Origin of the sequence: Streptomyces sp. LUP47B, assembly GCF_001746295.1 — a bacterium.
GTDB lineage: Bacteria > Actinomycetota > Actinomycetes > Streptomycetales > Streptomycetaceae > Streptomyces.
Genome location: NZ_MJAH01000012.1, coordinates 23,218 through 49,926, shown reverse-complemented (window position 1 = coordinate 49,926; position 26,709 = coordinate 23,218). Strand labels below are relative to the sequence as shown.

Sequence of the window (26,709 nt, the reverse complement as noted above, 5' to 3'; positions counted from 1 at the left end):
GAGACATGAGAACCTGAAGACGGGAGAGGGGTTCGGACGTAGCCGCAGAGGTGTGTGCCGACAGGGGGTCCTCGGTGTTCGGGGCAGAGTTGTTCACCCAGACCGCTGCCGCCGCAGCGGGCACGATGGTCGGGCTGATGACCACGGACGCGTGGCAGGCGGCCAGGCAGCGGCTCACGCGGATCCTGCGGCGGGAGGACGTGGAGCGGCTGGAGCGGGCGCGGGCCGAACTGGACGCGGCGCCGCCGGGGCGGCAGCAGATCATCCTGCGCGAGCAGCGGGACGATCTCGACACGACCCTGCGTGCTCTGCTGACCAGCAATCCCGCGCTGTCCGGCCTGCTGACCGAGTTCGTCCAGGAGTTCTCCGGCTTCGCGCGCCCGGTCCTCATCCAGATCCAGCAGCCCCCGGCCGCGGTGGAGCCCGTCCGGGCCCCCGGTGCGCTGACCGTCGCGCCGCCGCTGGGCCGGCTCGACCGCCGGGTGCGTGGCCGTGAGCCGCTCCTGGACACGCTCAAGCAGCTTGTGGGCAAGCCGACTTCGGGTGTGCGGGTGCTGCACGGCATGGGCGGTAGCGGGAAGACGACGGTCGCCCTGGAGATCGCCGCCCACGCCGCCGCGCTGAACGTCGACGTGTGGTGGGTGACGGCGAAGAACCCTGCCGCGCTGAGCGCGGGGATGCGCGAGGTGGTGGCCGCGCTGGGCACGCCCGCCGATCTCATCGACCGTGCCTGGTCGGGCCGTTCGAGCGCGACCGACCTGCTGTGGCGGCGGCTGTGCGACACCGCGAGCCCCTGGCTGCTGGTGGTGGACAACGCCGACGAGCCCGAACACCTGGCCCCCTACGGCCGGTTGGCGGAGGGCACCGGCTGGATCCGGCCCGCCGCGGAGCTGCCAGGACTGGTGCTGATCACCAGCCGGGACAGCAGCCCGACGACCTGGGGGCCGTGGGCGACGCTGCACTCGGTGGACGCCCTGGAGGAGGACGACGCCACCGAGGTGCTGTGGGATCTCGCCGGGGAGCGGGCCGGTTCACGTGAGGACGCCCGGCTGCTGACCCGGCGGCTCGGCGGGCTGCCGCTTGCGCTGCGCATCGCGGGCTCGCATCTCGCGGCGGCCTCGGCGTTCCCCGCGTGGCCGGGCACCACGACCGTGCGGACGTACGCCGACTACCGCGTGGCCCTCGACGAGCGCTTCACCGAACTCCTCGACGAGCGCCCGCCCGGGCGGCAGGGCAGCAACTACTCCGTCCCCGTGACCGGCACCTGGGAGCTGTCACTGGATCTCCTCGAGCGGCGGGGCATCGTCCAGGCCCGGCCCTTGATGCGGCTGCTGTGCTGTCTGGGCGAGGCGCCCGTGCCCCTGCTCGCCCTGTTACGCCCCGACCGGCTCGCGGACTCGTCGCTGCTGCCCGGTGTCACCCCCCAGGAGCTGTACACCGCGCTCACCTCACTCGCCGACTTCGGTCTGGTCGAGCTGCACACTCCGCCCGGCGGGGACGACCACACCCGCACCCTGCTGATGCACCCGCTCGTCCGGGACGCCGGCCGACTCCAGCGTGACCTCGCCGAGCACCTGAGGGAGTACGCGGCCGTCGTCGCCGACCTGGTCGTCTGTGCCACCGCCGAGCTGAGCGAGGACGACCCGCGCGACTGGCCGCGCTGGCGGCTGCTGCAGCCGCACTGCGACGCCCCGCTGGCCCTGATCGGCGACCCGTACGAGGCGGAGGACGACCTCGTCTCGAAGGCGCTGCGGGCGGCGGCGGCCGGGGCCCGGCATCTGATCAAGAGGGGCTGGCTGGACCGGGCGGAGGAGGTGCTGGGGGCGTGCGAGCCGGTGGTGCTCGCGTGCGGTCCGCGAGACCCCGACGCCCTCGAAGTACGGTCCGCCGCGGCCCACTTGCTCCATCTGCGCGGTCGGCTTCCGGCGGCCGAGTCGCTGCTTCGCACGGTGCTTGAGGACACCCGGGCCCTGTTCGGTGACGCGGCCGGCGAGACCGCCGACGCCCGGTACGCACTCGCGAACCTGCTCAACGGCCGGGGCCGCCCGGTCGAGGCGGCGACCGAGTACCGCGCGGTCCACGCCACACGCCGGGCCCTGCTGGGTGAGCGCGACCCCGGGACCCTCGCGGCCCGCAAGGGCGTGGCCTGGATGGCGCGCTACCGGGGGTTGCTCGCGGAGGCCGAGGAGGACTACCGCCTGCTCCTGGACGCCTATCGGGAGACGCTCGGCGCCAACCACCCCGACACCCTGGTCACCCGGCACGAGATGGCCCAGGTACTGCACGAGCGCGGGATGTTCCGGCAGGCGGAGCAGGAGCTGCGGGAGACGCTCCAGGTGTGCGCGGACGTACTGGGCGAGCGCCACCCGAGCACCCTCGCCGTGCGCCACGACCTCGCGGACGTCCTGCGCGACCGAGGCCTGCTCGTGGAGGCCGAGCACGAGTTCCGTACGGTGCTCGGGCTGCGCGCCGACGCCTACGGCGAGGACCATCCGGAGACCGTGGCCGCCCGGCACGGCCTGGCCACCGTGCTGCGCGACCGGGGCTGGCCCACCGACGCGGAGACCGAGTTCAGGGAGGTCTTCGAGGTCCAGCGCCGGCTGCTCGGCGACATGCATCCGCACACCCTGGAGGTCCGCCACAACCTGGCCGACCTGCTCATGGAGCGCGGCCAACTGGAGGCGGCGGAAGCGGAGTTCAGAGAGGTGTACGCGGCGCGCCGCGAAGTGCTCGGCGAACAGCACCTGCTCACCCTCTCGGTGCGGCACGGCGCCGCGCACGTCCTGCACCTGCGGGGCCGTACCGACCGGGCCGAGACCGAGTACCGCACGGTCCTGGCGGACTGCGTGGACACCCTCGGCCCCCGCCACCCCGGCACCCTCGCGGTCCGGCACAACCTGGCCGACCTGCTCAAGGACCAGGGCCGGTTCGCCGCGGCGGAGCAGGAGTTCCGGGAGGTGTACGAGGCCCGGCGGACCGTACTCGGCGAACAGCACCTGCTGACCCTGTCCGTACGGCACGGCGCCGCGCACGTCCTGCATCTGCGCGGGCACGTCGAGCAGGCGGAGGCGGAGTACCGGACGGTGCTCGCGGACTGCGTGCGGACGCTGGGGCCACGGCACCCGGGGACCCTGGCGGTCCGGCACAACCTGGCCGATCTGCTCTGCCTCAAGGGTGAACTCCCGGCGGCCGAGGCGGAGTTCACGGAGGTGCGGGAGACCTGTGAGGAGGTGCTGGGACCACGGCACCCGCGGACCCTGGCCGCCCGGGACGCCCTCGCCCGTCTGCGTCCCAGGGACGGCGATCAGGCGCCGAGCGACCCCGACTCGGCGACCGCCGGCTCGTAGCCCGGGAAACGCGCGGGGATCTGCCGCAGGTCCCACAGCGCGAGCGCCTTGTCGTCGTAGAAGTCGTCGGACTCGTCGTCACCGATGACGCGCAGCGGTTCGGGCAGGCCGAAGGGTTCCTTGCGCAGGTCGATGGGGCGCCACCAGCCGGTCACGATGTCGGTGTTGGCGGGCGTCCGGGAGAAGGTCGTGGTGAGCAGATAGCGCGAACCGCTCTCCCGGAAGCGGGTCAGGGCCTCCACCACATGCTGGTAGGAGAAGTGCACGAGGGCGTCCCGGCACACGATGAGATCGACGCGCGGCACGGGCTGGGCCGTGAAGTCGAGCAGCTGGAACTCGCGCCGTGGGCCGGGGTGGTCGGCGCGGTTGGCCGTGATGAGCTCCGTGACGACGTCCCCGCCGAGATAGGAGGCGCCGTGCAGGTCGACGTACTGCATCCAGTTGAAGTCCCCGCACGGCGCGTCCAGCACCGAGCGAACACCCAAGTCCTTGATGAGGGCGCCGAGTTGGCCGATCACCCGCTTCATGCGCTGCAGCTCGGAGCCCGGTCCGGAGCGGGTCTCGTCGGAACCCCAGCGGTTGGTGCGGTAGATGTCCGTGAACACGTCGTGCAGGTCGGCCTCGGCACGGGCGTCCGTGACGTCGACATAGCGCCGTGCGTCCACGTCGTAGACGGGCTCCCCTGGATTGCTCAGGTACCGCGGGGTCAATGACGTCCTCTTTCGCTGCCCGTCGGCGGGACGTATGGCAGCCCACCTGTACTGGTCGGCATCCTATGCTCCTCAGGGCCGGACCTGGATGAGCGCATGGGTCCCGCCGGTCCGCCAGCGCTGCCCCTCCGCCTCGACCAGCGCGGCCTCCGTGAGGCCGTCGAGCCCGGTGATCACATCGGACTTCAGGGTGCGCAGGGCGGCGACCGGGCCCGGGAAGTACGCGGTCACCTCGGCGAAGGACGTGGTCGGCGCCCACCAGCGATCCCCCACCAGCCGCCGGTAGTTGAGGTCTCCCTTCAGGACCGTCAGCGCGGCCCCGCCGATCTCCGCACGAAGGTCGTCCGGCATGTCCGCGTAGGACAGCGGAGCGCAGAAGAACGCGTGCGCACGCACACTCAGCCGTCCGTCGGCCATGGCCTCCCACAGCCGGCGCCCGTACTCCGCGGCCCGCCCCGGCGCCCGCACGAGCCGGCGCAGCGCGTCGACCACGTCGGCGGTGGTCGCGTCGGAGACGTAGTAGGGGTACGGCTTCACGTGCAGAACGGCCCGCTCGACACGACCGTGTTCCAGCAGGTGGGCCAGCAGCAGCAAGTCGGGAATCAGCTCACGTCCGGCGTTGTCGGCGATCAGGCAGAGGGTGCCGGCACCGTCGAGCAGCGACCACAGCCGGTCGCTGTCGTCGGTGACCAGATCCGGTACGGCGTCCCGACTCTCGGCCTCGCCGTCGGAGAGCCGGAATCCGAGGTCGGCCCGGTTTCCCCACAGCGATCCGTGCAGCAGAGCCGCCTCCTGCTCCTCGGCCGTCCGGGAGGCGAGTTCGTCCAGAGCGGCCAGCTCCTGGCCGGTCTCCGGGGAGTCGAGTTCGGCGAGCTTGGAGGGCCGGAACGGGTCGATGCCACGCCAGGGCCCGTCGCCGAAGTAGCCGACGGCGTCAAGGAGCCGCCGGTAGAAGTAGCTCTCGGACCACAGCCACGGCACGTCGAACCAGGACTGCCCGACGTGGTCGTCGATTCCCCACTCGCCCCACGCCCCTTCGGGGAGCGGTTCGATCACCCCTTTGGTGCAGTTGTCGAGCAGCGCGTCGAGGGCCCGGTGCTGCTCGGGCCCGTAGGGAAAGGCCTCCCGCACCTGCCCGATGATGGCGGGGTGCCGCTCGGCGAGCACGCTGTACGGAAAGGACTCGGGTGCACTGCCGAGGATGACAGCCGCGCTGGGAGACATGCCCCGACTGTAGCCATCTGGAAGCGCGGGGCTGCGGCCACCCACCGGCACGGGCCGGAACGGGGCTCAACCGCTCCGGGACTCCTGCTCCAGTTGGCTGACAAGGGCCAGATACCGCGTCCGTCGCGGCACCGGCACCAGCCCCCGGATCATGACGTGCCACATCTCCGCGAGCCGCCGCGGCTGCCGCCCCACCGGCTCCAGATGCCGCCCCACGACCCGCGTCCCGACGAAGAAGCTGACGAGCGAGTGCGCCACCGCGTCCACATCGGTGTCGGGATGGAGGTCGGACTCCTTGACCGCACCCAGCAGCTTCCCGGTGGCCAGGTCGAGCCACTCCGTGAACGGATGCCGAAGCGGCGGCCGCACCTCGACTCCGCCCGTGGCGAGCCGGAGTCCGGCACGGAGCACCGGCCCCTCGACCGACAGCCGCGCTATCCCGAAGGTGATGCGGACCAGCGCCTCCATCGAGGTGTACCCCCGGGCGTCCACGTCCCCCGCCACCTGCCGAGACGCCCGCGACTGGATCTCCATGATCGCGTGCGCGAGATCGTCCTTCGCCGCGAAGTGGAAGTACAACGCGCCTTTGGTGACTTGGGCGTGCTGGACGATGTCGCTGAGACTGGTCGATTCATAGCCACGACGGTCGAACAGATCGGCGGCGGCGGTGAGGATCGTCGCTCGGGTCTGTTCAGCGCGTAACTGCCTCGGCATCGACTGCACACTCCTGGTACGGAAAAGAACGGGTCATGCCGTTTGTTTCTGACTCCCTGTACAAGATAACTCACCGTGTGGCGGCACCCACGCGGCACTCGAAGACCACCGACTCATCTTGCAGCGCGACGACTTGTACGTCGTCGCCGCCCCCCGCGCTCACTTCCGTCCAGACCGGCCGGTCGAGCTCCGCGTACTGGTGAAACGTGGCGTGGAAGGACGCCGGCACCCGGTCCTCGTCACCTCCGTGCGCCCGTACGGTCTGGCGGGCGGCCTCCAGGAGGAGCATGCCGGGGATGTGGTCCAGCGGGTGATCGAAGAAAACAGGATGTGCGGTATCGACACGGAGCCGCCAGCGGCCCGGGCGGGCCGCGGGTGACAGGAGCACGTCGGCGCGCAGGGCCCTGCCCACCGTGTCGGCCGGCAACTGCGCGGGGGGCGGCTGGGGCAGCCGCAGGGCGCCGACGTCGGCGGTCCGTCCGCCGCGCAGTCGGCGGTAGACGGACTCGTTCGTCCAGGTCACGGCGATACCGCCGGTCGCGACCCGCTCACCGCCCAGGCGTACGACGGCCTCGTAGCGCAGGGCGGCCGGGCGCCCCGCTCGGCGGCGGACCTCTCCGACCGTGATGTCGATGACGGGCTCGGCGGGGGCGGCGCCGACGGCCAGGTGCTCGGGGCGCGTGTCGACACGCAGCTCCCGCAGGACGAACTGATGACCCAGCGGGACCTCGTACGCCGTGTGGGCGAGCAGCGCCCCGCACTGGCGGACCGTTTCTGCAACCAGCAGCGGTTCGTATGCCGAGCGGTCCGGGGACACGTGTAACTGATGGGTGCGCGGCCATTGGGCGGTGATGGTGAACCGGTCGGCGTCCGTCCTGGTCCAGCCGGTGAGGAGGACCTCCGCGACGGCCACGCGGTGCACGAGTTCACGGGCGACGGTCGCCGTCAGCACCCCTGGGCCGGCCGGGGCCCGCGTGAACTGCCGCAACTCTGGCATGTCTCCCCCTCGTTCCTCCGAAGCGATGACGGACGGCGAGGTGCCCGTGCCGGTGAGCGATAGAGTACGAGGGATTCCGGTCTGTTTTCAATGTGACCTGATCGAGACCGGACAGGATCCGAACTCGGCGCATGGGAGGGGTTCTTATGGCGAGACAGGAGCGCGCCATCAGGACACGCAGGACGATCGTGGAGGCCGCGGGCGCCGTCTTCGACGAGCACGGGTACGCCGCGAGCACCATCGCGATGGTGCTGGAGCGGGCCGAAGTCACCAAAGGTGCCCTGTATTTCCACTTCCCCTCCAAGGAGTCCCTGGCCCAGGCGGTGCTCGACGAGCAGTTGTCGCTGGGTGCCGTACCGCCGCACCCGTGCAAGGTGCAGGAGATCGTCGACATGACGTTCGTCTTCGGGCAGCGGCTGCGGACCAACTCCCTGCTGAAGGGGAGCGTCCGGCTGACGGTGGACCAGTGCGCCCCGCCGGGTGTCGATCACACGGGACCGTTCCGGCAGTGGAGCGAGCATCTGGTGGGGATGCTGCAACAGGCCCGCGACCAGGGCGAGTTGCTGCCGACGGTTCAGCTGCGGGACACCGCGGACCTGCTGGTGGGGGCGTTCGCCGGGGTCCAGCTGATGTCACGGGCACTGCACGGGCGGGAGGACCTGGGGCACCGGATCTCCGTCATGTGGGGTCATCTGCTGCCGAGCATCGCGGTGCCGGGACTGCTGATCGGTCTCGACAGTCGGCCCGACCGCGGTGCCCGCGTGCTGGCGTCGGTGGAAAGCGGTGAACTGGTGGGCGCCGAGGCGTGATTCCGAGGGACCTGAGATGCCGGCCCCGGCCCCACGCAGACGCAGGACGGGCCGGCCGGTGCCCCATTCGCACCGGCCGGCCCACCCGTTCAGGGGAGTTCACTCAGAAGGTCAGCTTCCAGCCGTTGAGCGTGCCCGTGTCCTGCGCCGCCGTGTCCTGGACGCGGAGCTTCCAGGTGCCGTCGGCGGTCTCGGACGAGGCGTTCACGCTGTAGGTGGTGTTGACGTTGTCCGCGGAGTCCGAGGAACTCGCCGGCTTCAGGCTGTACACCGTGCCGTCCGGGGCGACGAGGCTGATCACCAGGTCACCGCGGTAGGTGTGGGTGATGTCGACGCCGACCTGGAGGGCCGAGGGGGCACTGCCGCCGCGACCGCCGACGGCGATGGAGGACTCGATCGCGGAGCCGTTGTCCGGGATGGCGACGGCGGTCGTGCTGGAGAAGGTCGTCCCCGTCGTCGTACCGCCGCCGCTCACGGCCGCGACCGTCTTCGCCGCGTCCGCGAGGCCCGCGCCGCAGCCGCCCGAGCAGGCGCCCGGCAGCGGACGGGCGTTGTTCTTGATGGCGGTCTCGATCTGCGCCGGGGTCAGCGAGGAGTTCGCCGACTTCACCAGCGCGACCAGGCCCGCGATGTGCGGGGTGGCCATGCTGGTGCCCTGGTAGTAGGCGTACGACTCCGAAGCGGGCGTCGAGGGGCCGGAGTTGAGCGTGGACAGGATGCCGTTGGCGGTGCCGGTGCTGGTCTGGCCGCCGGGCGCCGAGATGTCCACGAGGGAACCGTAGTTGGAGTAGGAGGCCTTGGCGCCGGCGCGGTTGGTGGCGGCGACCGAGATGATGTTGTTGCAGTTGCCCGGCGAGTGTCCGGAGACGTTCTCGTTGTCGTTGCCTGCGGCCACGACGACGGTCGTGCCGCGGCCTACGGCGTTGTTGATGGCGGTCTGGGTCGCCGAGGTGCAGGCGCCGTCGCCACCGAGGCTCATGTTGATGACCTTGGCGACATTGGTGTTGGCGGGCACGCCGGAGACGGTGCCGCCGGACGCCCAGGTGATCGCGTCGATGATGTCGGAGTCGTAGCCGCCGCACTTGCCGAGGACGCGCACCGGGGAGATCTTCGCGCCGTACGCGATGCCCGCGACACCCTTGCCGTTGCCGGTGACCGCGGCGATCGTGCCGGCGACATGCGTGCCGTGCCAGGAGGAGCTGGAGGCGGGTATGCCCGAGCCGCACTCGTTGGCCGCGTAGTAGTCGCCGGGGTCGGCCGGGTTGCTGTCGCGGCCGTTGCCGTCGACCGAGACCGCGGTGTCGGAGATGAAGTCGTAGCCGCCGACGATGTTCGCGGCGAGGTCGGAGTGGGTGACGTAGCCCGTGTCGATGACGGCGACGGTGACGCCGCTGCCCGTCGAAGTCGCCCAGGCACCCGGCACGTTCATACCGGCGGTGGACTCGAACAGGTCCCACTGCTTGGCGTACTCGGTGTCGTTCGGATCGGCCTGCGGCTTGTTCAGACGGTCCGGTACGACGTAGGCGACCTGCGGGTCCGCCTTGAACTCGGCGACCGCGTCGGCGACTTCGGCCTTGCTGGGGTCGGCGCCCAGGTCGACGAGAGCGGCCCCGGTGCCGAGTCTGCGCCGGAAGTCGGCGTCCTTGGCGGCGGCGTCGGCCTCGGCGGCCTTGTTCGACGTGGCCTCGGCGGCGCCGGTCCGGTATCCGACGATGAGGCGCTCTGCCTGGATGCCGGGGGCGGCCTCGGTGAGCGCGGCCGGGACGGCGGCTTCCCGGGCGGGGGCGTCCTGGGCGACGGCGACGGAGGCCGTGCCGACCGAGAGCAGGGCCGCGGAGACCGCGGCGGCGGATATCAGCTTCCGCCGGAGGGAGGGGGAGGTACGCAAGGGCTTGCCTTTCGTGGCCGCGCTCCGGGCAGCAGCGCGGAGCGGCAGTCGAATCGCTTCGTCGGTGAAGCGGCGGGGGGTGAAGCCAGGAGCGCGGCGGCCGGCCGGACGAAGGCGCATGACCCGTTCGGGGTTACCTGTGGGTCAGCTGTGGTCGAACGATAGGCAAAGAGAAGGTCATGCGGATACAGGGGAAACCCTTGATCCGGCCGAGAACGCACCCTCTGCGGTGGCCGGTTGACCGATGGCGGCCGCTTGGCCCGCGCCGAGTGGCGGCGGTCGACCCGGTGCGCCGGTGAACACCTGAGGCCCGTTTCCCGTACTGCACGGAAGCCCGTAGTTCCCGCGCCGCCCGAGGAGGCGTTCCGGATGGCCCGGATGCCCTGGACCACCGCCCGTCGCACGAGTGCGGCGGTCGCCGCCCTGTCCCCGTTCCTGCTGACCGTGTTCGCGGCGGCGCCCGCGCAGGCCCACGGCGCTCCCACTGATCCGGTCAGCCGGGTCTTCGCCTGCTCCCCCGACGGAGGCTCCTCGGGCACGGCGGCATGCCGCGCCGCCGTGGCGGCCAACGGCTCGTCCTTCACGGCGTGGGACAACCTGCGGGTCGCGAACGTGAACGGCCGGGACCGGCAGACGATCCCCGACGGCAAGCTGTGCAGCGGCGGCCTGCCCGCCTATCGGGGCCTCGACCTGGCCCGCTCCGACTGGCCGTCGACCCGCCTGACCCCCGGCGCGACGATGACCATGAAGTACGCCTCGACGATCCCGCACACCGGCACGTTCCGTATGTACCTCACGGAGCCCGGCTACGACCCGTCGAAGCCGCTGAAGTGGTCCGACCTGCCGGAGCAGCCGTTCGCTCAGGTGAAGGACCCGGCGCTGACGGACGGCGCGTACCGGATCAGGATGACGCTGCCGAAGGACCGGACGGGCCGGCAGGTGCTGTACACGATCTGGCAGAACAGCAGTACGGCGGACACGTACTACTCGTGCTCGGACGTGGTGTTCCCGGCGGCGGCCGACAAGGGCGGGGACGGGGGTGGGGCGAGCGCCGCCGCGTCGCCGACCCGGTCGAAGGCGGCGGAGAAGCAGCCCTCGAAGAGTCCGGCGCCTGCCACCGCCTCACCCACGCCGACACCTTCCGTGGCCCGTTCGGCGGGCGGTGTCGTCCCCGACGCCACTCCGGTGGCCGCCGACGCCGACCCCGCCTCCGGGCCTTCCGCGCCCATGCTGGCGGGCGGCGCCGCCGCGGTGCTGGTCCTCACCGGGGGCGCCGCCCTGGCGCTTCGTCTGCGCCGGCGCTGAACTACGCTCTCACGCGGTTCAGTTGACGTAGACCGCTGCTCCGTCCGCGGTCACCGGGCTGTACTTCGCGGTCCAGAAACCGTTGGCGGGGCACAGCGAGGAACCGGACGTCCGGGTGAACTGCTGGTTGGCGAACTTGATGCTGTTGTCGGTGTTGTCGGCCGTGCCGGCCAGGCCGGACGCCGCCTGGTAGACACAGCTGACGCTGCCCAGCAGGGTGCGGAGCACGACGGTGGTCTGGATGGCGGAACCGCTCGCCGGGGTCACGGCGACGGAACCGTCGGAGGACACGGCGGTGGTGTACGGCAGGTTGTTCACCGTGATGCTGGTGACGCCGAGGACGCCGACCACGTTCGAGGTGCAGTTGCTGAAGGTCTGCCCGGTCAGGGACTCGGTGGCGGTGCCCGGCGCGGTCGGGTTGCCGTCGACCGTGGCGGTGAACGTGGAGGCCGAGCAGGTGATCCCGCTGGTGCCCGTCGAGGTGGAGTAGAGGGTCGCGGTGGTCCCGGCGGCCAGGGCCGCGCTGATGGCCGTGCCCTCGGCGACGTTGGTGCCGCCGGCCCCGCCGGTGGTGAGAACCGCGACGTCGGCCGCGGCGGCGGGGGCGGATGCGGCGACGGCCACGGGAAGTGCGAAGGCGGCGGCAGCGGCGGTGAGGGAGAGCAGAGAACGCATACGCATGCGGGGTTGCCTCTTTCCTGAGGTGAGGGTGGGTGTGGGGGGGGCGCGGACGCATGTCGGCGTCCGCCGTTGCCGACCCGTCACGCCTTCTCCGTACGTGACGGACCGGCAACGGCAGCCGGCCGGTGACCGGCCGGACACCCCATGGGGGAGGGCTCCGGTCGGGCCGGGCGGGAGGTGGCGAGCCCGGTATGGCCCAGGGGGGAAGCGGCCGTTTCGGGTGCCGTGGAGGGTCGGACTCGGGGGGTGAAGAGCCCGTGAAGGACAGATGGTCCGGGAACGCGGGCAGGTGCCGCCCGACGGCTTGGATCCGGCGCCACGGATCCGGGGAAGCCAGGGAGAGTTGTAGACCTGATCATCCGTCAACGTCAAGGTGCAACAAGCGAGTTGATCATCGTTCGGTGATATTTCCTTGCCGGTGGGAACGTCGTTGATCACAGCTGTCACATAATCAACACCCTTTACTCACAAGTTGCTTGACCCATGACCGTAACCGCCGGTAACTTCCCTGTCGTCGTTACTGCGGAGTACGAGAAAGCCCTTGCAGCCGCCGGGGGTTGGGAGGAGACGTGCGCCGCAGCCGCCGTCCGCGCCAGGACACCAAGCCACTGAAGCCGCACATCCGCACGTGAGCCCCACTTGCGTTGACTATGCCCCTGGGAGCAGCACATGGCCTCGTCCGTCGGCACCACCTCTGAGACCCTCGAAAGCGGTTCCACCCCCGAAGCCTCCGACAGCCCCGCCAGACGCGGGCGGGTCCGGGGACGGCGGGCCGCGATCATGGCCGTGCCGGCCGTCGTGATCACCGCGGGTCTCGCGATCATGACCGCCGAGGGCGCCCTGGGCGTCCAGTTCGCCATCTCCGGCATGCCCTTCACCGTCACCGCCGACAGTCTCGACGGCACCGGTTTCGAGCAGTTCGGCGGCCTCGACAACATGGCGGACAACAGCCCGAACGCCGGCGACACCGGCGGACAGGTGCTGGTCGTCACCTCCGCCATCAAGAACGCCACCCTCACCAAGCTGTGCCAGAGCGTCGACCTGGGCGGCACCAACCTGAAGATCGAGGCGGGCAACGGGAAGGACAAGGTCCAGGCGACCGACCTGACCACGGACTCGACCGAGCTGACGGGTAACGCCTCCTTCGACAACATCGAGATCGGCAACGACGCCAGCACCCTCACCAAGGCGGGCGTGAAGGGCCCCATCGGCGTCTTCAGCCAGCAGGCCGACACCGTGCACATCGGCACCCTGCGGCAGACCAACTACGCCACCACGGCCGGTGTGTTCAAGCTGCCCGGCCTCAAGCTCAGCTTCAGCAGCAAGGCTTGCTGATGGAGGGCCCGGAGCCGCAGGGCGTTCAGGAGCCTGTGGTCAGCCAGGACGCGTTCACCCGCTGGGTGTACGGAAGGCCTTTCTTCGGCGGACTGTGGCTGACCCTGGGCGGGGCATGGATCCTGCTCACCATGAAGGCCTCGGTGAAGGTCGTCCTGCACGTGGGGATGCAGGGGGTGGCGGGCTACCTCCTGCCGACCCTCATGGTGCTGCTGGGACTGCTGATCCTCTTCAGTCCCGACCAGCGCCTGTTCTACTCGATCACCGGCGTCCTGATCTCCATGGGCACCTGGGCCACCTCGAACCTGGGCGGCTTCGTGGTCGGCCTGCTGCTGGGGGTCGTGGGGAGCGTCCTGACCTTCGGCTGGCTGCCCGACCAGGACCCGCGGGTGAGCCGCCGCGAGCGGCACGAGCAGGCCCGGGAGGCGGAGCGGCCCGGTACGGAGACCGAGCCGGGGCAGCCCGGTCCCGCGGCCGGCACGGCGCAGGCCGGGGCGGTCTCCGGTACGGCGCAGGCCGCCCAATAGCCGGGCCCCGCACCGACCACACCCGTCCGTGGGATCAAGCACCTCCGCGGAAACACGCGCCCGCCCTCCCACGCCCGGACCGCGCAGGCACCACCCGTCACCGGGGCAGCCCGGTCCCGCGGCCGGCACGGCGCAGGCCGGGGCGGTCTCCGGTACGGCGCAGGCCGCCCARTAGCCGGGCCCCGCACCGACCACACCCGTCCGTGGGATCAAGCACCTCCRCGGRAACACGCGCCCGCCCTCCCACGCCCGGACCGCGCAGGCACCACCCGTCACCGGGGCAGCCCGGTCCCGCGGCCGGCACGGCGCAGGCCGGGGCGGTCTCCGGTACGGCGCAGGCCGCCCAGTAGCCGGGCCCCGCACCGACCGCACCCGTCCGTGGGATCAAGCACCTCCGCGGAAACGCGCGCCCACCCTCCCGCGCCCGGACCGCGCAGGCACCACCCGTCACACGCCGGGCAGCCTGCGCGGTTCGACGCGTTCCTCCACCGCCGTCCCGCCGTCGCGAGTGACGACGTAGGCACCCTTTCCGGGCACCTCGGTGACGGCCTCGACGAGTTCGGTGCCGCGGTAGACCAGTCCCACGCCGTCGTCCGTGCAGTGGGTGGTGGGCAGAGTGCCGTCCGCGACGAGCCGGTGGACCAGGGGGCGACGACCCGGGTCACTGTCGTAGTGCACGCCGTTGCCGTACGGCAGGAAGCCCAACGCGTCGGTGAGCGGGCGGAGTTCGGGGCCGTACGAGTCGGTGGTACCGCCCTCGAACCAGCACAGGGAGCCCGCGCTGACCCCGCTGAGCACCACCCCGGCCTCCCAGGCCCTGCGCAGGACGCGGTCGAGACCCTGCACCCGCCACACGGCGAGCAGGTTCGCCACCGAGCCGCCCATGACCCACACCACGTCCTGCTCCAGGACCGTGCCCTCCACGTCGTCCAGGTTGGGCATGGGGAAGAGCTGGAGCGGGGTGAGGTCGAAGCCGGCCACCCGGGCCGCCTCGTGCATACGTGCCGTGAAGTGTTCCGCGTCCCCGATGGCCGTGCCGACGTACATCACGCGCGGCCTGCGGCCGTGGGCACCCGACAGATCCACGGCGTGGTGCACCAGCGCGTGGAAGGACACCATGGTGCGACCACCGGCGCGGTGTCCTCCGGAGGTGGCGACGATGGTCGGTTCCGAGCCCATTCACGCGATCATAGCCAGCGACCGCGCGAGGACGGCCTGTGCCGGGACGCCTGGACGGCTCGGGCACCGAGGTGGTCCGGGACGCGGACGCCGCGATGTACGGGATGGTGGGGCGCAAGGCGTGGTGCGGATGGTGAGGTGGGGAGGGCGAGGGGGCGTGAGCGCCGGCCCGCTACCGCCGCCTCCTGCTGCCCGCAGGCGTGAAGATCATTACGATGCGGAACCGAGAAGTCATTACAAGGGGCTGATCACTTGACTACCGGCGGTCACACGCGGTTGGCTCCTGGCCAGTGAAGGTTAAAGCGGTCGGCGCACCCGCGTTCCGGCCACCCTTTCGCGTTCCGCCTGCTCGGCCGCACAGCGAGGTGCCGCTCCCATGAACACTCCTCCCCCACCTCGGACTCCCGCGAGATCCCTGCGCATGGCCGTCCTCACCTCCGTAGCCCTCCTGCTGCTCGCCGGCTGTTCCGGCGGCGACTCCTCCCTCGGGTCGGGCAGAGGCGCGGCGGACGGGGCGGACACCGCAGGGCTGAAGGTCGCCCTGATCACCCACGGCGGCGAGGGTGACGCCTACTGGGAGCTCGTGCGGAAGGGGGCCGAGGCCGCCGCCGCGAAGGACGGTGTCGATCTGACGTACGCGAACGACTCCGACCCCGCCGGCCAGGCCCAGCTGGTGCGCGACGCGATCAGCGACCGGGTCGACGGCATCGCGGTCACCCTGGCCAAGCCGGCCGCGATGAAGGCACCGGTGGCCGCGGCGCGTGCGGCGGGCGTCCCGGTGGTGGGCCTCAACTCCGGAATCGACGCCTGGAAGTCGCAGGGGCTGCTGGAGTACTTCGGCCAGGACGAGAGCGTGGCCGGCGCCGCCGTCGGGGACAAGCTGAACGGCCTGAAGGTCAAGCACGCCCTGTGCGTCATCCACGAGCGGGGCAACGTCGCCCTGGAGGCGCGCTGCGCCGGTGTGAAGAAGACGTTCGGCGGCGAGACCGAGAACCTGTACGTGGAGGGCACCGACCCCGAGGCCGTGGACGCCGTGCTCACCGCCCGGCTGCGGCAGGACCCCGGCATCGACGAAGTCGTCACCCTCGGCGCGCAGTTCGCCCTGGACGCCGTGGGATCGGTGAAGGCGGCCGGCAGCAAGGCCCAGGTCGCCACCTTCGACCTCAACAACGACCTGGTCAAGGCGATCCGCGCCGGATCCGTACAGTTCGCGGTGGACCAGCAGCCGTATCTGCAGGGCTACCTCGCGGTGGACTCCCTGTGGCTGTACAAGACCAACGGCAACGTCAGCGGGGGCGGTGTGGCTCCCGTCCTCACCGGGCCCGCGTTCGTCACCCGGACGAACGTCGCCGCGGTGGCGAAGTTCGCCGCGGCCGGCACGAGGTGACCTCCCTTCGGAGCGAGAACTCGCCTCGGAACACCCCACTCCGCTCTCCCTGACCGCCCAAGGACGACCATGCCCGACCGGAAAGGTACCCGGCGCCGCCTCGGCTCCATACGTCTCTCCCTCATCATGCTGGCGCTGGTGCCCAGCGTCACCCTCGCCGCCGTGTGGGGCGTGACGACCACGCAGTTGTTCTCGGAGGGCCTACGGCTGCGCTCGCAGACCGAGCTCAGCCGGTCGACCGGCGCGATGGGCACCGAGGCCACGCTCGCACTGCAGGGGGAACGCGCACTGTCCGCCGCCTGGCTGGCCAAGGTGCCCGGTTCCCGGGCCGCCCTGGACGAGAAACGCGCGGCCACGGACGCGGCGGTCGCCAAGCTCGTCCGGCGGTCCGACGAGATCCAGCAGGCGCCCGCGCGCATCGCCGACCAGCTGTACTCGGTGCTCGGCTCGGTGGGCAGCCTGGAGTACTACCGCGACCAGGTGGACCACCCCACCGACATCACCGCCCAGCAGGCCCTGGACCAGTACACGTCGATCATCGACGACCAGATACACGCCTTCCAGCAGCTCTCGCAGGTCGACGACGGCGACCTCACCTCGCAGGCCGGGCCGCTCGTCGCCATCGAACACGCGGCGGAGCTGACCTCGCAGGAGGATGTGGCGCTCACTCTGGCCTGGCCGTCCGGGCATCTCGACGAGAAGGCCTGGGAGCAGTTCGTCCAGCTCGTCAACACGCGCCGCTGGCTCGTCGAGGACCAGATCGTGCCCGCGCTGAGCGGCACCGCGAAGACGCAGACCGAGCAGATCCTGGCGAGCGCGGACTGGCGGGCCCTGACGGCCGTCGAGGACCAGGTGCTCGCCGCGCGTCCGGCCGCCGGGACGGGGCAGGTGGCCCTGCCTGATCTGAGGAAGCGGTGGACGCCTGCGATGGACAAGGTGTCCGTCCGCTACACCGCGCTGATCCGGCAGCAGACGTCCGGGCTGCTGACCCGCAGCGCGGACAAGGCGCACGAGCAGTTGCTGACGGCGGCCTCGCTCAGTGCCGGCGGGCTCATCGCGCTGCTGCTGTGCCTCGTCATGTCCTGGCGGATCACCCGTTCACTGTCCCGGCGGCTGCGCGGTCTGCGGGAGGCCACGTTGAGCCTGGCCCAGGAGCGGCTGCCGGACGTGGTCGCACGACTGGACCGGGGCGAGAAGGTCGATGTGGACCGGGCGGCACCGGAGTTGGACTACGGCTCGGACGAACTGGGCCAGGTGGCCAAGGCGTTCAACGCGGCGCAGCGCACCGCCGTGGTGACCGCCGTCGAACTCGCCGACACCCGGCGGGGATTCCAGAAGGTGATCCTCGGGATCGCGCGGCAGAGCCAGAACCTGGTCAACCTCCAGCTCAGCCGGCTGGACTCGCTGGAGCGCGAGCACCAGGACCCGGACGTGCTGTCGGGGCTGTACGAACTGGACTCCACGGCCAGCCAGTTGCGGCGGTACGAGGAGAACCTGGTCATCATCAGCGGCGGGCAGCCGCGGCGCAGCTGGACCGAGCCGGTCGCGCTGATCGACATCCTGCGCAGTGCGGTGGGTGAGGTCGCCGAATACCAGCGGGTGGAGGTGCACACGGAGGAGGAGGTCTGCCTGGCCCCGCCCGCGGTCGCGGACGTGATCCACCTCCTGGCCGAGCTCATCGAGAACGCCACGCTGTACTCCCCCGCGCCGAGTCCCGTCTCGGTACGGGCGGGGCTGGTCGCCAAGGGCCTTGCCGTCGAGGTCGAGGACCGGGGTCTTGGCATGTCGGAGGACGAATACGCCTCCCTCAACGCCCATTTGGCCCAGGCCCCCAAGTTCGACGTCGTCGCCCTCGCCGACGACCTCCGCCTGGGCATGTTCGTCATCGCCCGCCTCGCCAACCGCCACGGTGTCCAGGTGACGCTGCGGTCCTCGCCGTACGGCGGAACGACGGCGATCGTGCTCATCCCGCACGAGATCGTCGTACCGGAGGAGGGCGAGTCGCAGGACCTTGTCGGAGCCGTCGCCCCGGCGGCGTCGGGGAGCTCGGCCGGTGTCGGTGCCATGACGGGACCGGTCCGTACGACGGCTTCGGCGGGTCCGGTACGTGTGAAGCGTCCGTCCGACGGAGCCCCGTCGACGGACTCCGCGAGCGCAAGCCCCTTGGCACGTACGGGGCTTGTGTCGGATGCAAGGGGGCCGGAGAGCACGGCACCCGTGACGGGATCTGCGAAGCCGGGAGACCTGGCTGGTGCGCCGGGGGCGACTGAGGCGGGAGACCCGGCTCGCGTAACAGAAGCCGCGGGCGCGGGAGACCCGACCGGTGCACGGGGCTCGGCTAAGGCCGGTGACCCGGCTCGCGTAACAGAAGCCGCGGGCGCGGGAAGCCTGACCGGTGCACGGGGGTCGGCTGACGCGGGAGACCCGACCGGTGCACGGGGGTCGGCTGAGGCCGGTGACCCGGCTCGCGTAACAGGAGCCGCGGGCACGGGAAGCCCGACCGGTGCACGGGGGCCAGCTGACGCGGGAGACCCGACCGGTGCCTCGGGGCCGACTGAGGCCGGTGACCCGGCTCGCGTAACAGGAGCCGCGGGCGCGGGAGACCCGACCGGTGCACGGGGGTCGGCTGAGGCCGGTGACCCGACCGGTGCCTCGGGGCCGACTGACGCGCAAGACCCGGCTCGCCTACCCGGAGCCGCGGGCGCGGGAGCCGGTGCGTCAGCCACCGCGGACCCGGGAAACCCGACCGGCGTGCCGAGTGCAGCGGCCGCGGCCGGCACAGGAGGCACGACTGCCCCCGCGAACACACCCGGACCCACCCCCGCGGGCACGTCGGCGGTCGCGCCCGGCACACGGGGCACGACCACCGCGGCGAACTCGTCAGGATCCGCCTCCGCGGACGACTCGGCAGGCGCGCCCGGCACACATGGCGCCGCAGCCCCGGCGAGCTCGTCGGGATCCGTCAGCGCCTCGCGCCCGGACGGGCTCGCGCCTCTCCCCCGGCGGGTGCCGCAGACCAGTCTGGCTGTCGAGCTGAGGGAGGACGCCCCGGCCGTCGGTGAGCAGGAGGACGACGACGAGTTCACCGCGGACCGCGCAGCCTCCTCGCTCGCCGGATTCCAGTTGGGGACGCTCCGCGCCCGGGACGAGGACGCCGGCTTCGACACCCCGGAGAACGCGACCACGGCGGCCGGCACCGGGACCGACGAGGACGGGTTGCCCGGCGCTACGGCGAACTCCGCCCCCGCCGGGGAAACCCCGCGCCCCGCCCCGCAGGAGCCGGCCCCCGCCGACCACAACCACCTGCCCGGCACCCGGAAGACCCAGAACGCCGCCCCGCACACCCCCGTCGACGAACCCCCGTGCCCTGCCCGCGAAGAGTCGGACCCCGCCGAGCCCACGCCCCCAGCCGCCCCGCAGGACACCGCCGTCGCCGCTCGTAGTCCCCGTATCGATCGCTCATGAAGGACACGCCATGACACGCCCCACCCCCGCCACGCACACCCAGCTGGACCAGCTGCTCACCGGACTCGTGGAGCGGGTCGCCGACGTGACCCAGGCCGTCGTGCTCTCGGAGGACGGGCTGGTCGTCAGCAAGTCCACCGGGTTCCTGCGCGACGACGCCGAGCGGCTGGCGGCGACCGCGTCCGGTCTGATGAGCCTGAGCAAGGGGGTCAGCATGGATTTCCGGGGCGGCCCGGTGCGGCAGGCACTCATCGAGATGGCGAACAGTTTCCTGATCCTCACCTCCGCGGGGCCCGGCGCCCATCTCGTCGTGCTCACCGGGCCGAACGCCGACGTCGGCGTCGTGGCGTACCAGATGAACATGCTGGTGAAGAAGATCGGCGAGCACCTCAGCGCGGCACCGCGGGCCGGCATCGGCCCGACCGGCGGGTGAGGTGACCGACAGCGACGCGGCGGGCAGGCTGGTGCGACCGTTCGCCCTGACCGGCGGAAGGACGCGGCCCAGCCGTGCCGATTTCACCCTCATCACGACGGTCACCGCGGTGGATCCGCCACCGGAACTCGCCCCCCGCCCGCAGGCCGAGCAGACCCGCATCCTGCGCCGGTGCGCCCGCCCGGTCGCCGTGGCGGAGCTGGCCGCGCTGCTCGACCTCCCGGTCAGCGTGGTCGTGATCATGCTCTGCGATCTGCTGGAGGCGGGCCTCATCACCGCGCATCCGCCACGTCCCGTCTCGCCCCGCACCCCGGACCTGGACCTGTTGCAGAAAGTGAGGGAAGGCCTTGGCCGGCTCTGACCCGCTCGCCACCGAGACAGCCGGTGCTCCCACCGCACCCGACACCGTCAAGATCCTCATCGCCGGCGGCTTCGGGGTCGGCAAGACCACCATGGTCGGGTCGGTCAGCGAGATCGCCCCGCTGCGCACCGAAGAACCCCTCACCGTCGCGGGCCTCGGCGTCGACGACCTCGCCGGGATCGAGCAGAAGCGGGCCACCACCGTGGCCATGGACTTCGGCCGGATCACCATCAGCGACGAACTCGTGCTCTATCTCTTCGGCACCCCGGGCCAGCAGCGGTTCTGGTTCATGTGGAACGACCTCGCCATCGGCGCCCTGGGCGCGGTCGTGCTCATCGACGTCCGGCGCCCGGAGTCGAGCTTCGCCGCGGTGGACTTCTTCGAACGCCGCCGCATCCCCTTCGTCGTCGCCGTGAACGGCTTCGAGGGCCGGCACCCGTACCCCGCCGAGGACATCAGGGAGTCCCTGGCCCTCCCGGAGGGCGTCCCGGTGGTGTTGTGCGACGCACGGCGACGCGAGTCGTCCCGGGACGTGCTGATCGCCCTCCTGGACCTGCTGATCGCGGCGGCGGTCGACTAGCGGCACCTCACTCGTCGGGCCCGGTCAGCTCCTCGTCCGAGGACGGGACCAGCCGAGCCCTGAGGTCCGGGTCGGGCATCTCCCGGTCGAAGGGGAACATCGGTCGGCGGATCCGTCGGTGGCCCAGGCGCGGCAGGTCCTGGTCGACGCCGCCCGGGGTGAGGGCCATCTTCCAGTCGGCGGCCATCGCGAACAGCTCGGGCTCCAGATACCCGATCTTGACCAGGACGAGGTCCGCCTCGCGCGGCGCCAACTCCAGGTCGGTGAAGTCGTGTTCACAGTGGTACGGCTTCCTCAGGCGCGTGAGGATCACGTACACGCTTCCCACCCGCAGCACCGCCTCGGTCACCGCGTGCTGGTCACCGTGCCGGATCGCGTGGACCACACCGGTCAGCGTGAGCGGGCCCGCGTGACGGTCGTCGACCTCGGCACCCGCGGTCACGGTGACCGTGGCACCGACGCCGGCCCGTACGGCCGTGTCGACGGCGGCCGGGCCCGGGAGCGAGGCGTAGATGACCACCGGGCCCGAGGGATCCTTGAACTCCGGGCGGGCCAGCACCTCTTGGAGTCCCCAGGTGACATCACCGGCGCCGCCCGCGGTCGGGTTGTCGCCGGTGTCGCTGATGAAGTACGGCCGCCTCCGTGAGGCCAGCGCCGCGTCCAGGCACTCCTCGAGCGTGCCGGTCGGGGCGACGAAGTCGAAGTCGTGACGGGCCTTCCAGAAGCCGCGGGCGAGCCGTTCGGCACCGGTCGTCACCGCGTCCGCGGAGGAACCCGTGACGACGACCGCGGCCCGGTTGCGGGGCTCGTCCGCCCACGCGTAGCCGACCCAGATCGCCGCGTCCGTCACTCCGTCGGTCGCCTCCACCTCCGCCACTGCGGCGTAGACGCTCTTCGCCGGCTCGATCCGGGTGGAGGTCTGCTCACCGGCCAGCAGCACGGGGACCGGGATCCAGGCCTTGACCGGGCGGGGAGCGCCGCTCGTGAGGTGGTTCACGAGGTTGCGGGCGGCCCGCTCCTTCGTCTCCATCGCGTCCTCGTGCGGGGCCATGCGGTAACAGGTGATCAGGTCGGTGCGGTGCAGCAGTTCGCGGGAGACGTTGCCGTGCAGGTCCATGGAGGCGGAGATGATCGTGTCGGGTCCTGTGATCTTCCTTATGCGGCGCAGGAGTTCGGCCTCGGCGTCGTCCAGGCCCTCGACGGTCATCGCGCCGTGGATGTCGTACCAGAGGCCGTCGACGGGACCCAATCGGCTCAGTCTGTCCAGGAGTTCGTCGGTCAGGTCGGCGTAGGCGGCGGCTGTGACCGTCCCTCCCGGGAGCGCCTTGCCCACGAGGGTGCCCCGCCAGTCGGCGGCCTCGCGCAACGGTCGTCCCGGGGCGAGAAAGGGGTAGCGGGTGAGGACGTCGTCACCGCGCAGCGGGTGGAACGCGGGGGCGTCCGTGCGTGCCGGGGAGAAGGTCGAGGACTCGATGCCGAGGCCTGCGACGGCGATCACGGGAGAGGAGGGCATGAAGTGCTCCAGGTCGTCTGTTGTCCGCGGCTTCGCTGTGGCTGGTCGCGCCCACGCGGCGGAGCCGCCCATGGACACGGTCCCGCGCCCATGGGCCGGTCACCTGAATCCCCGCTCACCCGGTCACCGCCTGCATCGCCCGGGCCAATGCTCTTTGCAGCGCGAACTGGCCCGCCCCCGCCAACCCCGCGTCCGCCCCCAGTGACGTCCGCTCGATCACCAGGTGCTGGGTCACCAGCGGATGGCAGCCCTCGTACAGCTGGCTCCGCACCGCCGCGACGAACGGCTCCAGCGTGGAGAGGATGCCGCCCAGGTACACGGCGTCGGGGTTGAAGAAGTTGACGTTGGCGGCGAGGACCTGGCCGAGGTAGCGGCCGGCCTGGCGGACCGCGCGGGTCGCTTCGGGGTCGGCGTCGAGGGCGAGGCGTACGACGTCCTCGGTGCCCGCCACCGGCAGGCCCCGCTCCCGCAGGATCCTGACCAGTGCCGCGCCCGAGGCGACCGTCTCCAGGCAGCCCGTGTTGCCGCAGGAGCACGGGGTGTCCTGGGCGGCCTCGACGCGGACGTGGGTGATCTCCCCCGCCCCTCCGGTCGCGCCCCGATACAGCCGCCCGTCCGCGATGACGCCCGCCCCGATCCCGGAGCCCACCTTCACCATGATCGACTGCCGGTGCTCGACGGGCCGGACACTGTGCTCGCCCACGGCCATGCAGTTGGCGTCGTTCTCGACGGCCACCGGGACGGCGAAGCGCTCCTCGAACCAGTCCCGTACGGGGAAGCGGTTCCAGCCGGGCATGCGCGCCGGAAGGGTGACGAGGCCCGGCTCGACGTCGACCGGACCCGGCAGGCACAGACCGACGCCCCGCAACTGCTCCCGGCCGTGCCGGTCGATCAGCGCCTGGAGCGTGTCCGCCAGGCCGGGCAGCGCGGCCTCGGGCCCGTCCGCCGTGGCGAACGGCACGGTCGACACGTCGGTGAGACCGCCGCCGGGGTGCACGACCCCGACATGCGCGTGCTTTCCGCCGAGGTCGGCCGCGACCGCGTACCCGTCGCTGCCGCCGAGCCGCAGCACCTTGCGCGGCCGCCCGCCGGTGGAGGACCGGGTGCCCTCCTCGGCGACCAGGCCGTGTGCGAGCAGCTGACCGACCGCGAAGGACACGGTCGAGGGTGCGGCGCCGAGCAGTGCGGCGAGCTCCGTACGGGTCGACGCCTGCCCGGAGGCGAGGAGTTCGAGCACTCCTTCGGCGAGCGAGGAGAAGCCGGAGCCGTGCCGTCGATGCGGTGGCGGACTTTTTTCAAGCATGGTCGAAGTTACTCCCGAATTCGACGGCCCAGGCGTCGAGCGTAGGCCCGAAAAACCCCTCTGCGCTTTTTCCAGAACAGTAGAAACAGGCTTTTTACAGCGGCACGCCTATTTCTTCCAACAGAGGGGGCGTTCACTTGCCCCACCCCCCGCTACCACTTCCCTGGTCCCAGGAGCAAGCCATGCCCCCTGCCCGCACGAGACTCCTCGCCGGTGCCGCCGCCCTCAGCGCGGGCACCTTGCTGCTCACCGCGTGTTCCGGGTCGAGCGGCTCGTCGTCGTCCTCCTCGCACGACACGATCAACTACGCGCTGCCCGCGAACTTCACCCCGAACTGGATCCTGCCGATCGGCACCGCGGCGCACCTCAACACCAACAACATCTCCATCGCGAACACGCTGTGGGAACCGCTCATCGCCTACGACGGCTCGACCGGCAAGATCGGCTGGAACAAGGCCGGTTCGGTCGCCACGGACGCCAGGTTCGCCGCCGACAACAAGAGCGTGACGATCACCCTGGGCGACCGGCACTGGAGCGACGGGAAGCCGATCACCTCGGCGGACGTGAAGTTCTGGTTCGACCTCATCAAGGCGAACAAGAGCGAATGGGCGGGCTACAACCCCGGCAAGGCGCCGGACAACTGGACGTCCTTCAAGACGGTCGACGCCCGCCATTTCACGATCACCTTCGACAGGGCCTACAACCCGCAGTGGATGCTCGCCAACGAGCTGAACTCCATCAACCCGCTCCCGCAGCACGCCTGGGCCGGCGGCCGGGATGCCAAGCAGGCCTGGAAGTACCTCAACGACGCGGCGAAGAACATCTCCGGCTACGCCTCGAACCCGCTGTGGAAGACCACCAGCGGCCCCTACACCGTCAAGTCCTTCACCACAGCCGGCAAGGTGGTCCTCACCGCCAACAAGAAGTACGACGGCGGCGAGAAGGCGAACATCCCCACGGTGAACCTGCTCCCCTTCACCACCGCCGACGCCGAGAAGAACGCCCTGCGTTCGGGCAGCGTCGACTACGGCTACATCGAGGCGACCGACCTCGACCAGAAGGACAGCTTCACCGCGCAGGGCTTCAAGGTGGAGCCGTGGTCGGGCTGGGCGATCACCTACATGCCGTACAACTTCAACAACCCGGCGATGGGCGCGGTGTTCAAGCAGCTCTACGCCCGTCAGGCCATCCAGCACTCCATCGACCAGGCGAGTCTCTCGAAGGTCGTCCTCAACGGGACGGCGGTGCCCGGCTACGGTCCCATCCCACAGGGACAGGCCTCGGACTTCCTGTCGTCGGTGCAGAAGGACAACCCGTACCCCTTCTCGAACGCCACCGCCAAGTCCCTGCTGACCAGCCATGGTTGGAGCGAGCAGGGCGGGGTCATGACCTGCTCCGAGCCGGCGAAGTGCGGTGAAGGCGTCGCCAAGGGCACGAAATTCGAGATGCAGGTGCTCTCGCAGTCCGGCTCCGCGGTCACCGACAACATGATGAGCGCGATCCAGTCCTCGCTCGCGAAGACCGGCGTCAAGTTCTCCATCAAGACCGCACCGGTCAACTCGGTGCTCTCGCAGACCCCGCAGTGCACGTCGGGGCAGTCGATCTGCAAGTGGCAGCTGAGTTTCTTCGGCACGGCGGGCAGCTGGTACTTCAACGCCTTCCCGACCGGTGACTCGCTGTTCCAGACGGGCGGCGGCTCCAACTTCGGCAACTACTCGAACCCGGACGTCGACAAGCTCGTCTCCGCCACCACGACGTCGAGTTCGAACCAGGCCATCCAGGACTACAGCGCGGCCCTCGCGAAGGACCTGCCCGTGATCTGGCTGCCCGAGCCGGACTACCAGATCTCCGTCCTCAAGAACGGGCTCGGCGGCTTCTCCCAGGACTCGCTGGCCAACTTCCACCCGGCGCAGTGGAAGTGGATCGGCTAGTGGACACGGCCCTCTATCTCGTCCGCCGACTCCTTCAGGCCCTCGCCGTGATCCTGATCGTCACGATCGTGGTCTTCTGCCTGCTGCACGCGCTTCCCGGGGGTCCCGCGCGCGGGATCCTCGGGCCGCAGGCGACGGCCGGGCAGATCGCCGCGTTCAATCACGAGCAGGGGCTCGACCGGTCCCTGCCCGTGCAGTACGTCCTGTATCTGCGCGAGTTGGTGCAGGGGGATCTCGGGACCTCGTACACGCTGAACGAAGCGGTCTCCCGGCTGATCGAGCAACGGCTGCCGAAGACCCTGGTGTTGACCGTGCTGTCCGCGATGGTCGGGCTGGTGCTGGCCGTGCCGCTCGGCATGTGGCAGGCCGTGCGACGGAACAAGCCGACCGACTATGTCATCACCACGCTGAGCTTCGTCGCGTACTCGACGCCGGTGTACTTCCTGGGGCTGCTGCTGATTCTGCTGTTCACGCAGACGCTTCGGTGGTTCCCGTCGCAGGCCCCCCAAGGGGACACGCTGGGGCAGGTGTTGGCCGATCCCGCGGGGCTGGTGCTGCCCGTGGTCACCGGGGCCGCGTCCATGGTGGCCGTGTTCAGCCGCTATATGCGGGGCGCGACGCTGGAGAACCTTTCCGAGGACTATGTGCGGACCGCTCGGGCGGGGGGTGCGTCGCAGTACGCGGTGCTCTTCCGGCATGTGTTCCGCAACTCGCTGACCCCGGTGGTGGCGATGCTCGGGTACTACGTGCCGGTGCTGTTCGGAGGGGCGCTGGTTGTCGAGCAGCTGTTCAACTACCCGGGGATGGGGCTGCTGTTCTGGTCCGCGGCCCAGTCGTCGGACTATCCGGTGCTGCTCGGGTGTGTGCTGGTGATCTCGGTGGCGACTGTTGTGGGGACCTTGCTCGCGGATGTGGTGCAGCGGGTTGTCGATCCTCGGGTGAAGGAGGCGCGGGCGTGAGTGGTCGTGTCGAAACCGTCCGCCGGTGGGGCCTTGTCGCGCCCCGCGGCGGAGCCGCAAA

General features: G+C 71.0%; 20 protein-coding genes and 1 pseudogene. 12 read left to right on the top strand and 9 right to left on the bottom strand.

Annotated elements, in window-relative coordinates; genetic code table 11:
- The first annotated feature begins 137 nt into the window (after positions 1-137).
- Positions 138-3,347, top strand: a complete 3,210-nt coding sequence (locus BFN33_RS31840; RefSeq protein WP_141758010.1) for a tetratricopeptide repeat protein — start codon at positions 138-140, stop codon at positions 3,345-3,347.
- On the opposite strand, the gene BFN33_RS31835 is transcribed toward BFN33_RS31840, so the two are convergent.
- The 4 genes from BFN33_RS31835 to BFN33_RS31820 all read right to left on the bottom strand — a co-directional run bounded on the left by BFN33_RS31835 (position 3,305) and on the right by BFN33_RS31820 (position 6,992).
- On the bottom strand, positions 3,305-4,057 hold the full coding sequence (locus tag BFN33_RS31835) for a class I SAM-dependent methyltransferase (RefSeq protein ID WP_069763629.1): 753 nt from the start codon (positions 4,055-4,057) through the stop codon (positions 3,305-3,307). The genes BFN33_RS31840 and BFN33_RS31835 overlap by 43 nt on opposite strands.
- Positions 4,058-4,129: 72 nt before the next feature.
- A complete protein-coding gene (locus tag BFN33_RS31830) occupies positions 4,130-5,281 on the bottom strand; it encodes a damage-control phosphatase ARMT1 family protein (RefSeq protein ID WP_069763628.1) in 1,152 nt (383 codons plus the stop codon).
- 66 nt (positions 5,282-5,347) lie between these two features.
- Entirely contained in the window at positions 5,348-5,995 is a 648-nt protein-coding gene (locus BFN33_RS31825; protein WP_069763627.1) for a ScbR family autoregulator-binding transcription factor, read from the bottom strand.
- A gap of 70 nt (positions 5,996-6,065) precedes the next feature.
- The gene (locus tag BFN33_RS31820; protein WP_069763626.1) at positions 6,066-6,992 is read right to left on the bottom strand and encodes a ScbA/BarX family gamma-butyrolactone biosynthesis protein; all 927 of its coding nucleotides are present in this window, start codon (positions 6,990-6,992) and stop codon (positions 6,066-6,068) included.
- Positions 6,993-7,138: 146 nt separating this feature from the next.
- Here BFN33_RS31820 and BFN33_RS31815 point away from each other — a divergent pair, with 146 nt between their 5' ends.
- Positions 7,139-7,801: a ScbR family autoregulator-binding transcription factor gene (locus tag BFN33_RS31815; protein ID WP_069763625.1), complete on the top strand. Its 663-nt coding sequence runs from the start codon at positions 7,139-7,141 to the stop codon at positions 7,799-7,801.
- Positions 7,802-7,904: 103 nt separating this feature from the next.
- Here BFN33_RS31815 and BFN33_RS31810 read toward each other — a convergent pair whose 3' ends face one another.
- Positions 7,905-9,689 carry a S8 family serine peptidase gene (locus tag BFN33_RS31810; protein ID WP_069763624.1) on the bottom strand — a complete coding sequence of 595 codons (1,785 nt, stop codon included), beginning with the start codon at positions 9,687-9,689 and terminating at the stop codon, positions 7,905-7,907.
- A 369-nt stretch (positions 9,690-10,058) separates the two neighbouring features.
- Between BFN33_RS31810 and BFN33_RS31805 the strand changes: the two genes are divergently transcribed.
- On the top strand, positions 10,059-10,994 hold the full coding sequence (locus BFN33_RS31805) for a lytic polysaccharide monooxygenase (RefSeq protein WP_079141111.1): 936 nt from the start codon (positions 10,059-10,061) through the stop codon (positions 10,992-10,994).
- A gap of 18 nt (positions 10,995-11,012) precedes the next feature.
- On the opposite strand, the gene BFN33_RS31800 is transcribed toward BFN33_RS31805, so the two are convergent.
- Positions 11,013-11,675 carry a Tat pathway signal sequence domain protein gene (locus BFN33_RS31800; protein ID WP_069763623.1) on the bottom strand — a complete coding sequence of 221 codons (663 nt, stop codon included), beginning with the start codon at positions 11,673-11,675 and terminating at the stop codon, positions 11,013-11,015.
- 669 nt (positions 11,676-12,344) lie between these two features.
- On the opposite strand from BFN33_RS31800, the gene BFN33_RS31795 reads away from it, so the two are divergent.
- Together BFN33_RS31795 and BFN33_RS31790 are read left to right on the top strand one after the other, a co-directional pair.
- Positions 12,345-13,010, top strand: a complete 666-nt coding sequence (locus BFN33_RS31795) for a DUF6230 family protein (protein ID WP_069763622.1) — start codon at positions 12,345-12,347, stop codon at positions 13,008-13,010.
- Positions 13,010-13,537, top strand: a complete 528-nt coding sequence (locus BFN33_RS31790; protein WP_069763621.1) for a DUF6114 domain-containing protein — start codon at positions 13,010-13,012, stop codon at positions 13,535-13,537. Before BFN33_RS31795 ends, BFN33_RS31790 begins: the two co-directional genes overlap by 1 nt.
- Positions 13,538-13,984: 447 nt before the next feature.
- On the opposite strand, the gene BFN33_RS31785 is transcribed toward BFN33_RS31790, so the two are convergent.
- Positions 13,985-14,716: a peptidase E gene (locus tag BFN33_RS31785; RefSeq protein ID WP_069763620.1), complete on the bottom strand. Its 732-nt coding sequence runs from the start codon at positions 14,714-14,716 to the stop codon at positions 13,985-13,987.
- Positions 14,717-15,092: 376 nt separating this feature from the next.
- Here BFN33_RS31785 and BFN33_RS31780 point away from each other — a divergent pair, with 376 nt between their 5' ends.
- The 5 genes and pseudogenes from BFN33_RS31780 (at position 15,093) to BFN33_RS31760 (ending at position 20,942) form a co-directional block, all read left to right on the top strand.
- Positions 15,093-16,103 carry a substrate-binding domain-containing protein gene (locus BFN33_RS31780; protein WP_069763619.1) on the top strand — a complete coding sequence of 337 codons (1,011 nt, stop codon included), beginning with the start codon at positions 15,093-15,095 and terminating at the stop codon, positions 16,101-16,103.
- A gap of 69 nt (positions 16,104-16,172) precedes the next feature.
- A pseudogene (locus tag BFN33_RS31775) lies at positions 16,173-18,545 on the top strand (nitrate- and nitrite sensing domain-containing protein); the annotation flags it as partial.
- 1,033 nt (positions 18,546-19,578) lie between these two features.
- On the top strand, positions 19,579-20,001 hold the full coding sequence (locus BFN33_RS31770; protein WP_030313681.1) for a roadblock/LC7 domain-containing protein: 423 nt from the start codon (positions 19,579-19,581) through the stop codon (positions 19,999-20,001).
- Between the two features lies 1 nt (position 20,002).
- Positions 20,003-20,362 carry a DUF742 domain-containing protein gene (locus tag BFN33_RS31765; protein WP_069763618.1) on the top strand — a complete coding sequence of 120 codons (360 nt, stop codon included), beginning with the start codon at positions 20,003-20,005 and terminating at the stop codon, positions 20,360-20,362.
- A complete protein-coding gene (locus tag BFN33_RS31760; protein WP_069763617.1) occupies positions 20,349-20,942 on the top strand; it encodes an ATP/GTP-binding protein in 594 nt (197 codons plus the stop codon). The genes BFN33_RS31765 and BFN33_RS31760 overlap by 14 nt, the downstream gene beginning before the upstream one ends.
- A 7-nt stretch (positions 20,943-20,949) precedes the next feature.
- Here BFN33_RS31760 and BFN33_RS31755 read toward each other — a convergent pair whose 3' ends face one another.
- On the bottom strand, positions 20,950-22,455 hold the full coding sequence (locus BFN33_RS31755) for a M81 family metallopeptidase (protein WP_069763616.1): 1,506 nt from the start codon (positions 22,453-22,455) through the stop codon (positions 20,950-20,952).
- A 115-nt stretch (positions 22,456-22,570) separates the two neighbouring features.
- Entirely contained in the window at positions 22,571-23,758 is a 1,188-nt protein-coding gene (locus BFN33_RS31750; protein ID WP_069763615.1) for an ROK family transcriptional regulator, read from the bottom strand.
- 182 nt (positions 23,759-23,940) lie between these two features.
- Between BFN33_RS31750 and BFN33_RS31745 the strand changes: the two genes are divergently transcribed.
- A complete protein-coding gene (locus BFN33_RS31745) occupies positions 23,941-25,689 on the top strand; it encodes a peptide ABC transporter substrate-binding protein (protein WP_069763614.1) in 1,749 nt (582 codons plus the stop codon).
- On the top strand, positions 25,689-26,648 hold the full coding sequence (locus tag BFN33_RS31740) for an ABC transporter permease (RefSeq protein WP_069763613.1): 960 nt from the start codon (positions 25,689-25,691) through the stop codon (positions 26,646-26,648). The genes BFN33_RS31745 and BFN33_RS31740 overlap by 1 nt, the downstream gene beginning before the upstream one ends.
- Positions 26,649-26,709 lie beyond the last annotated feature (61 nt).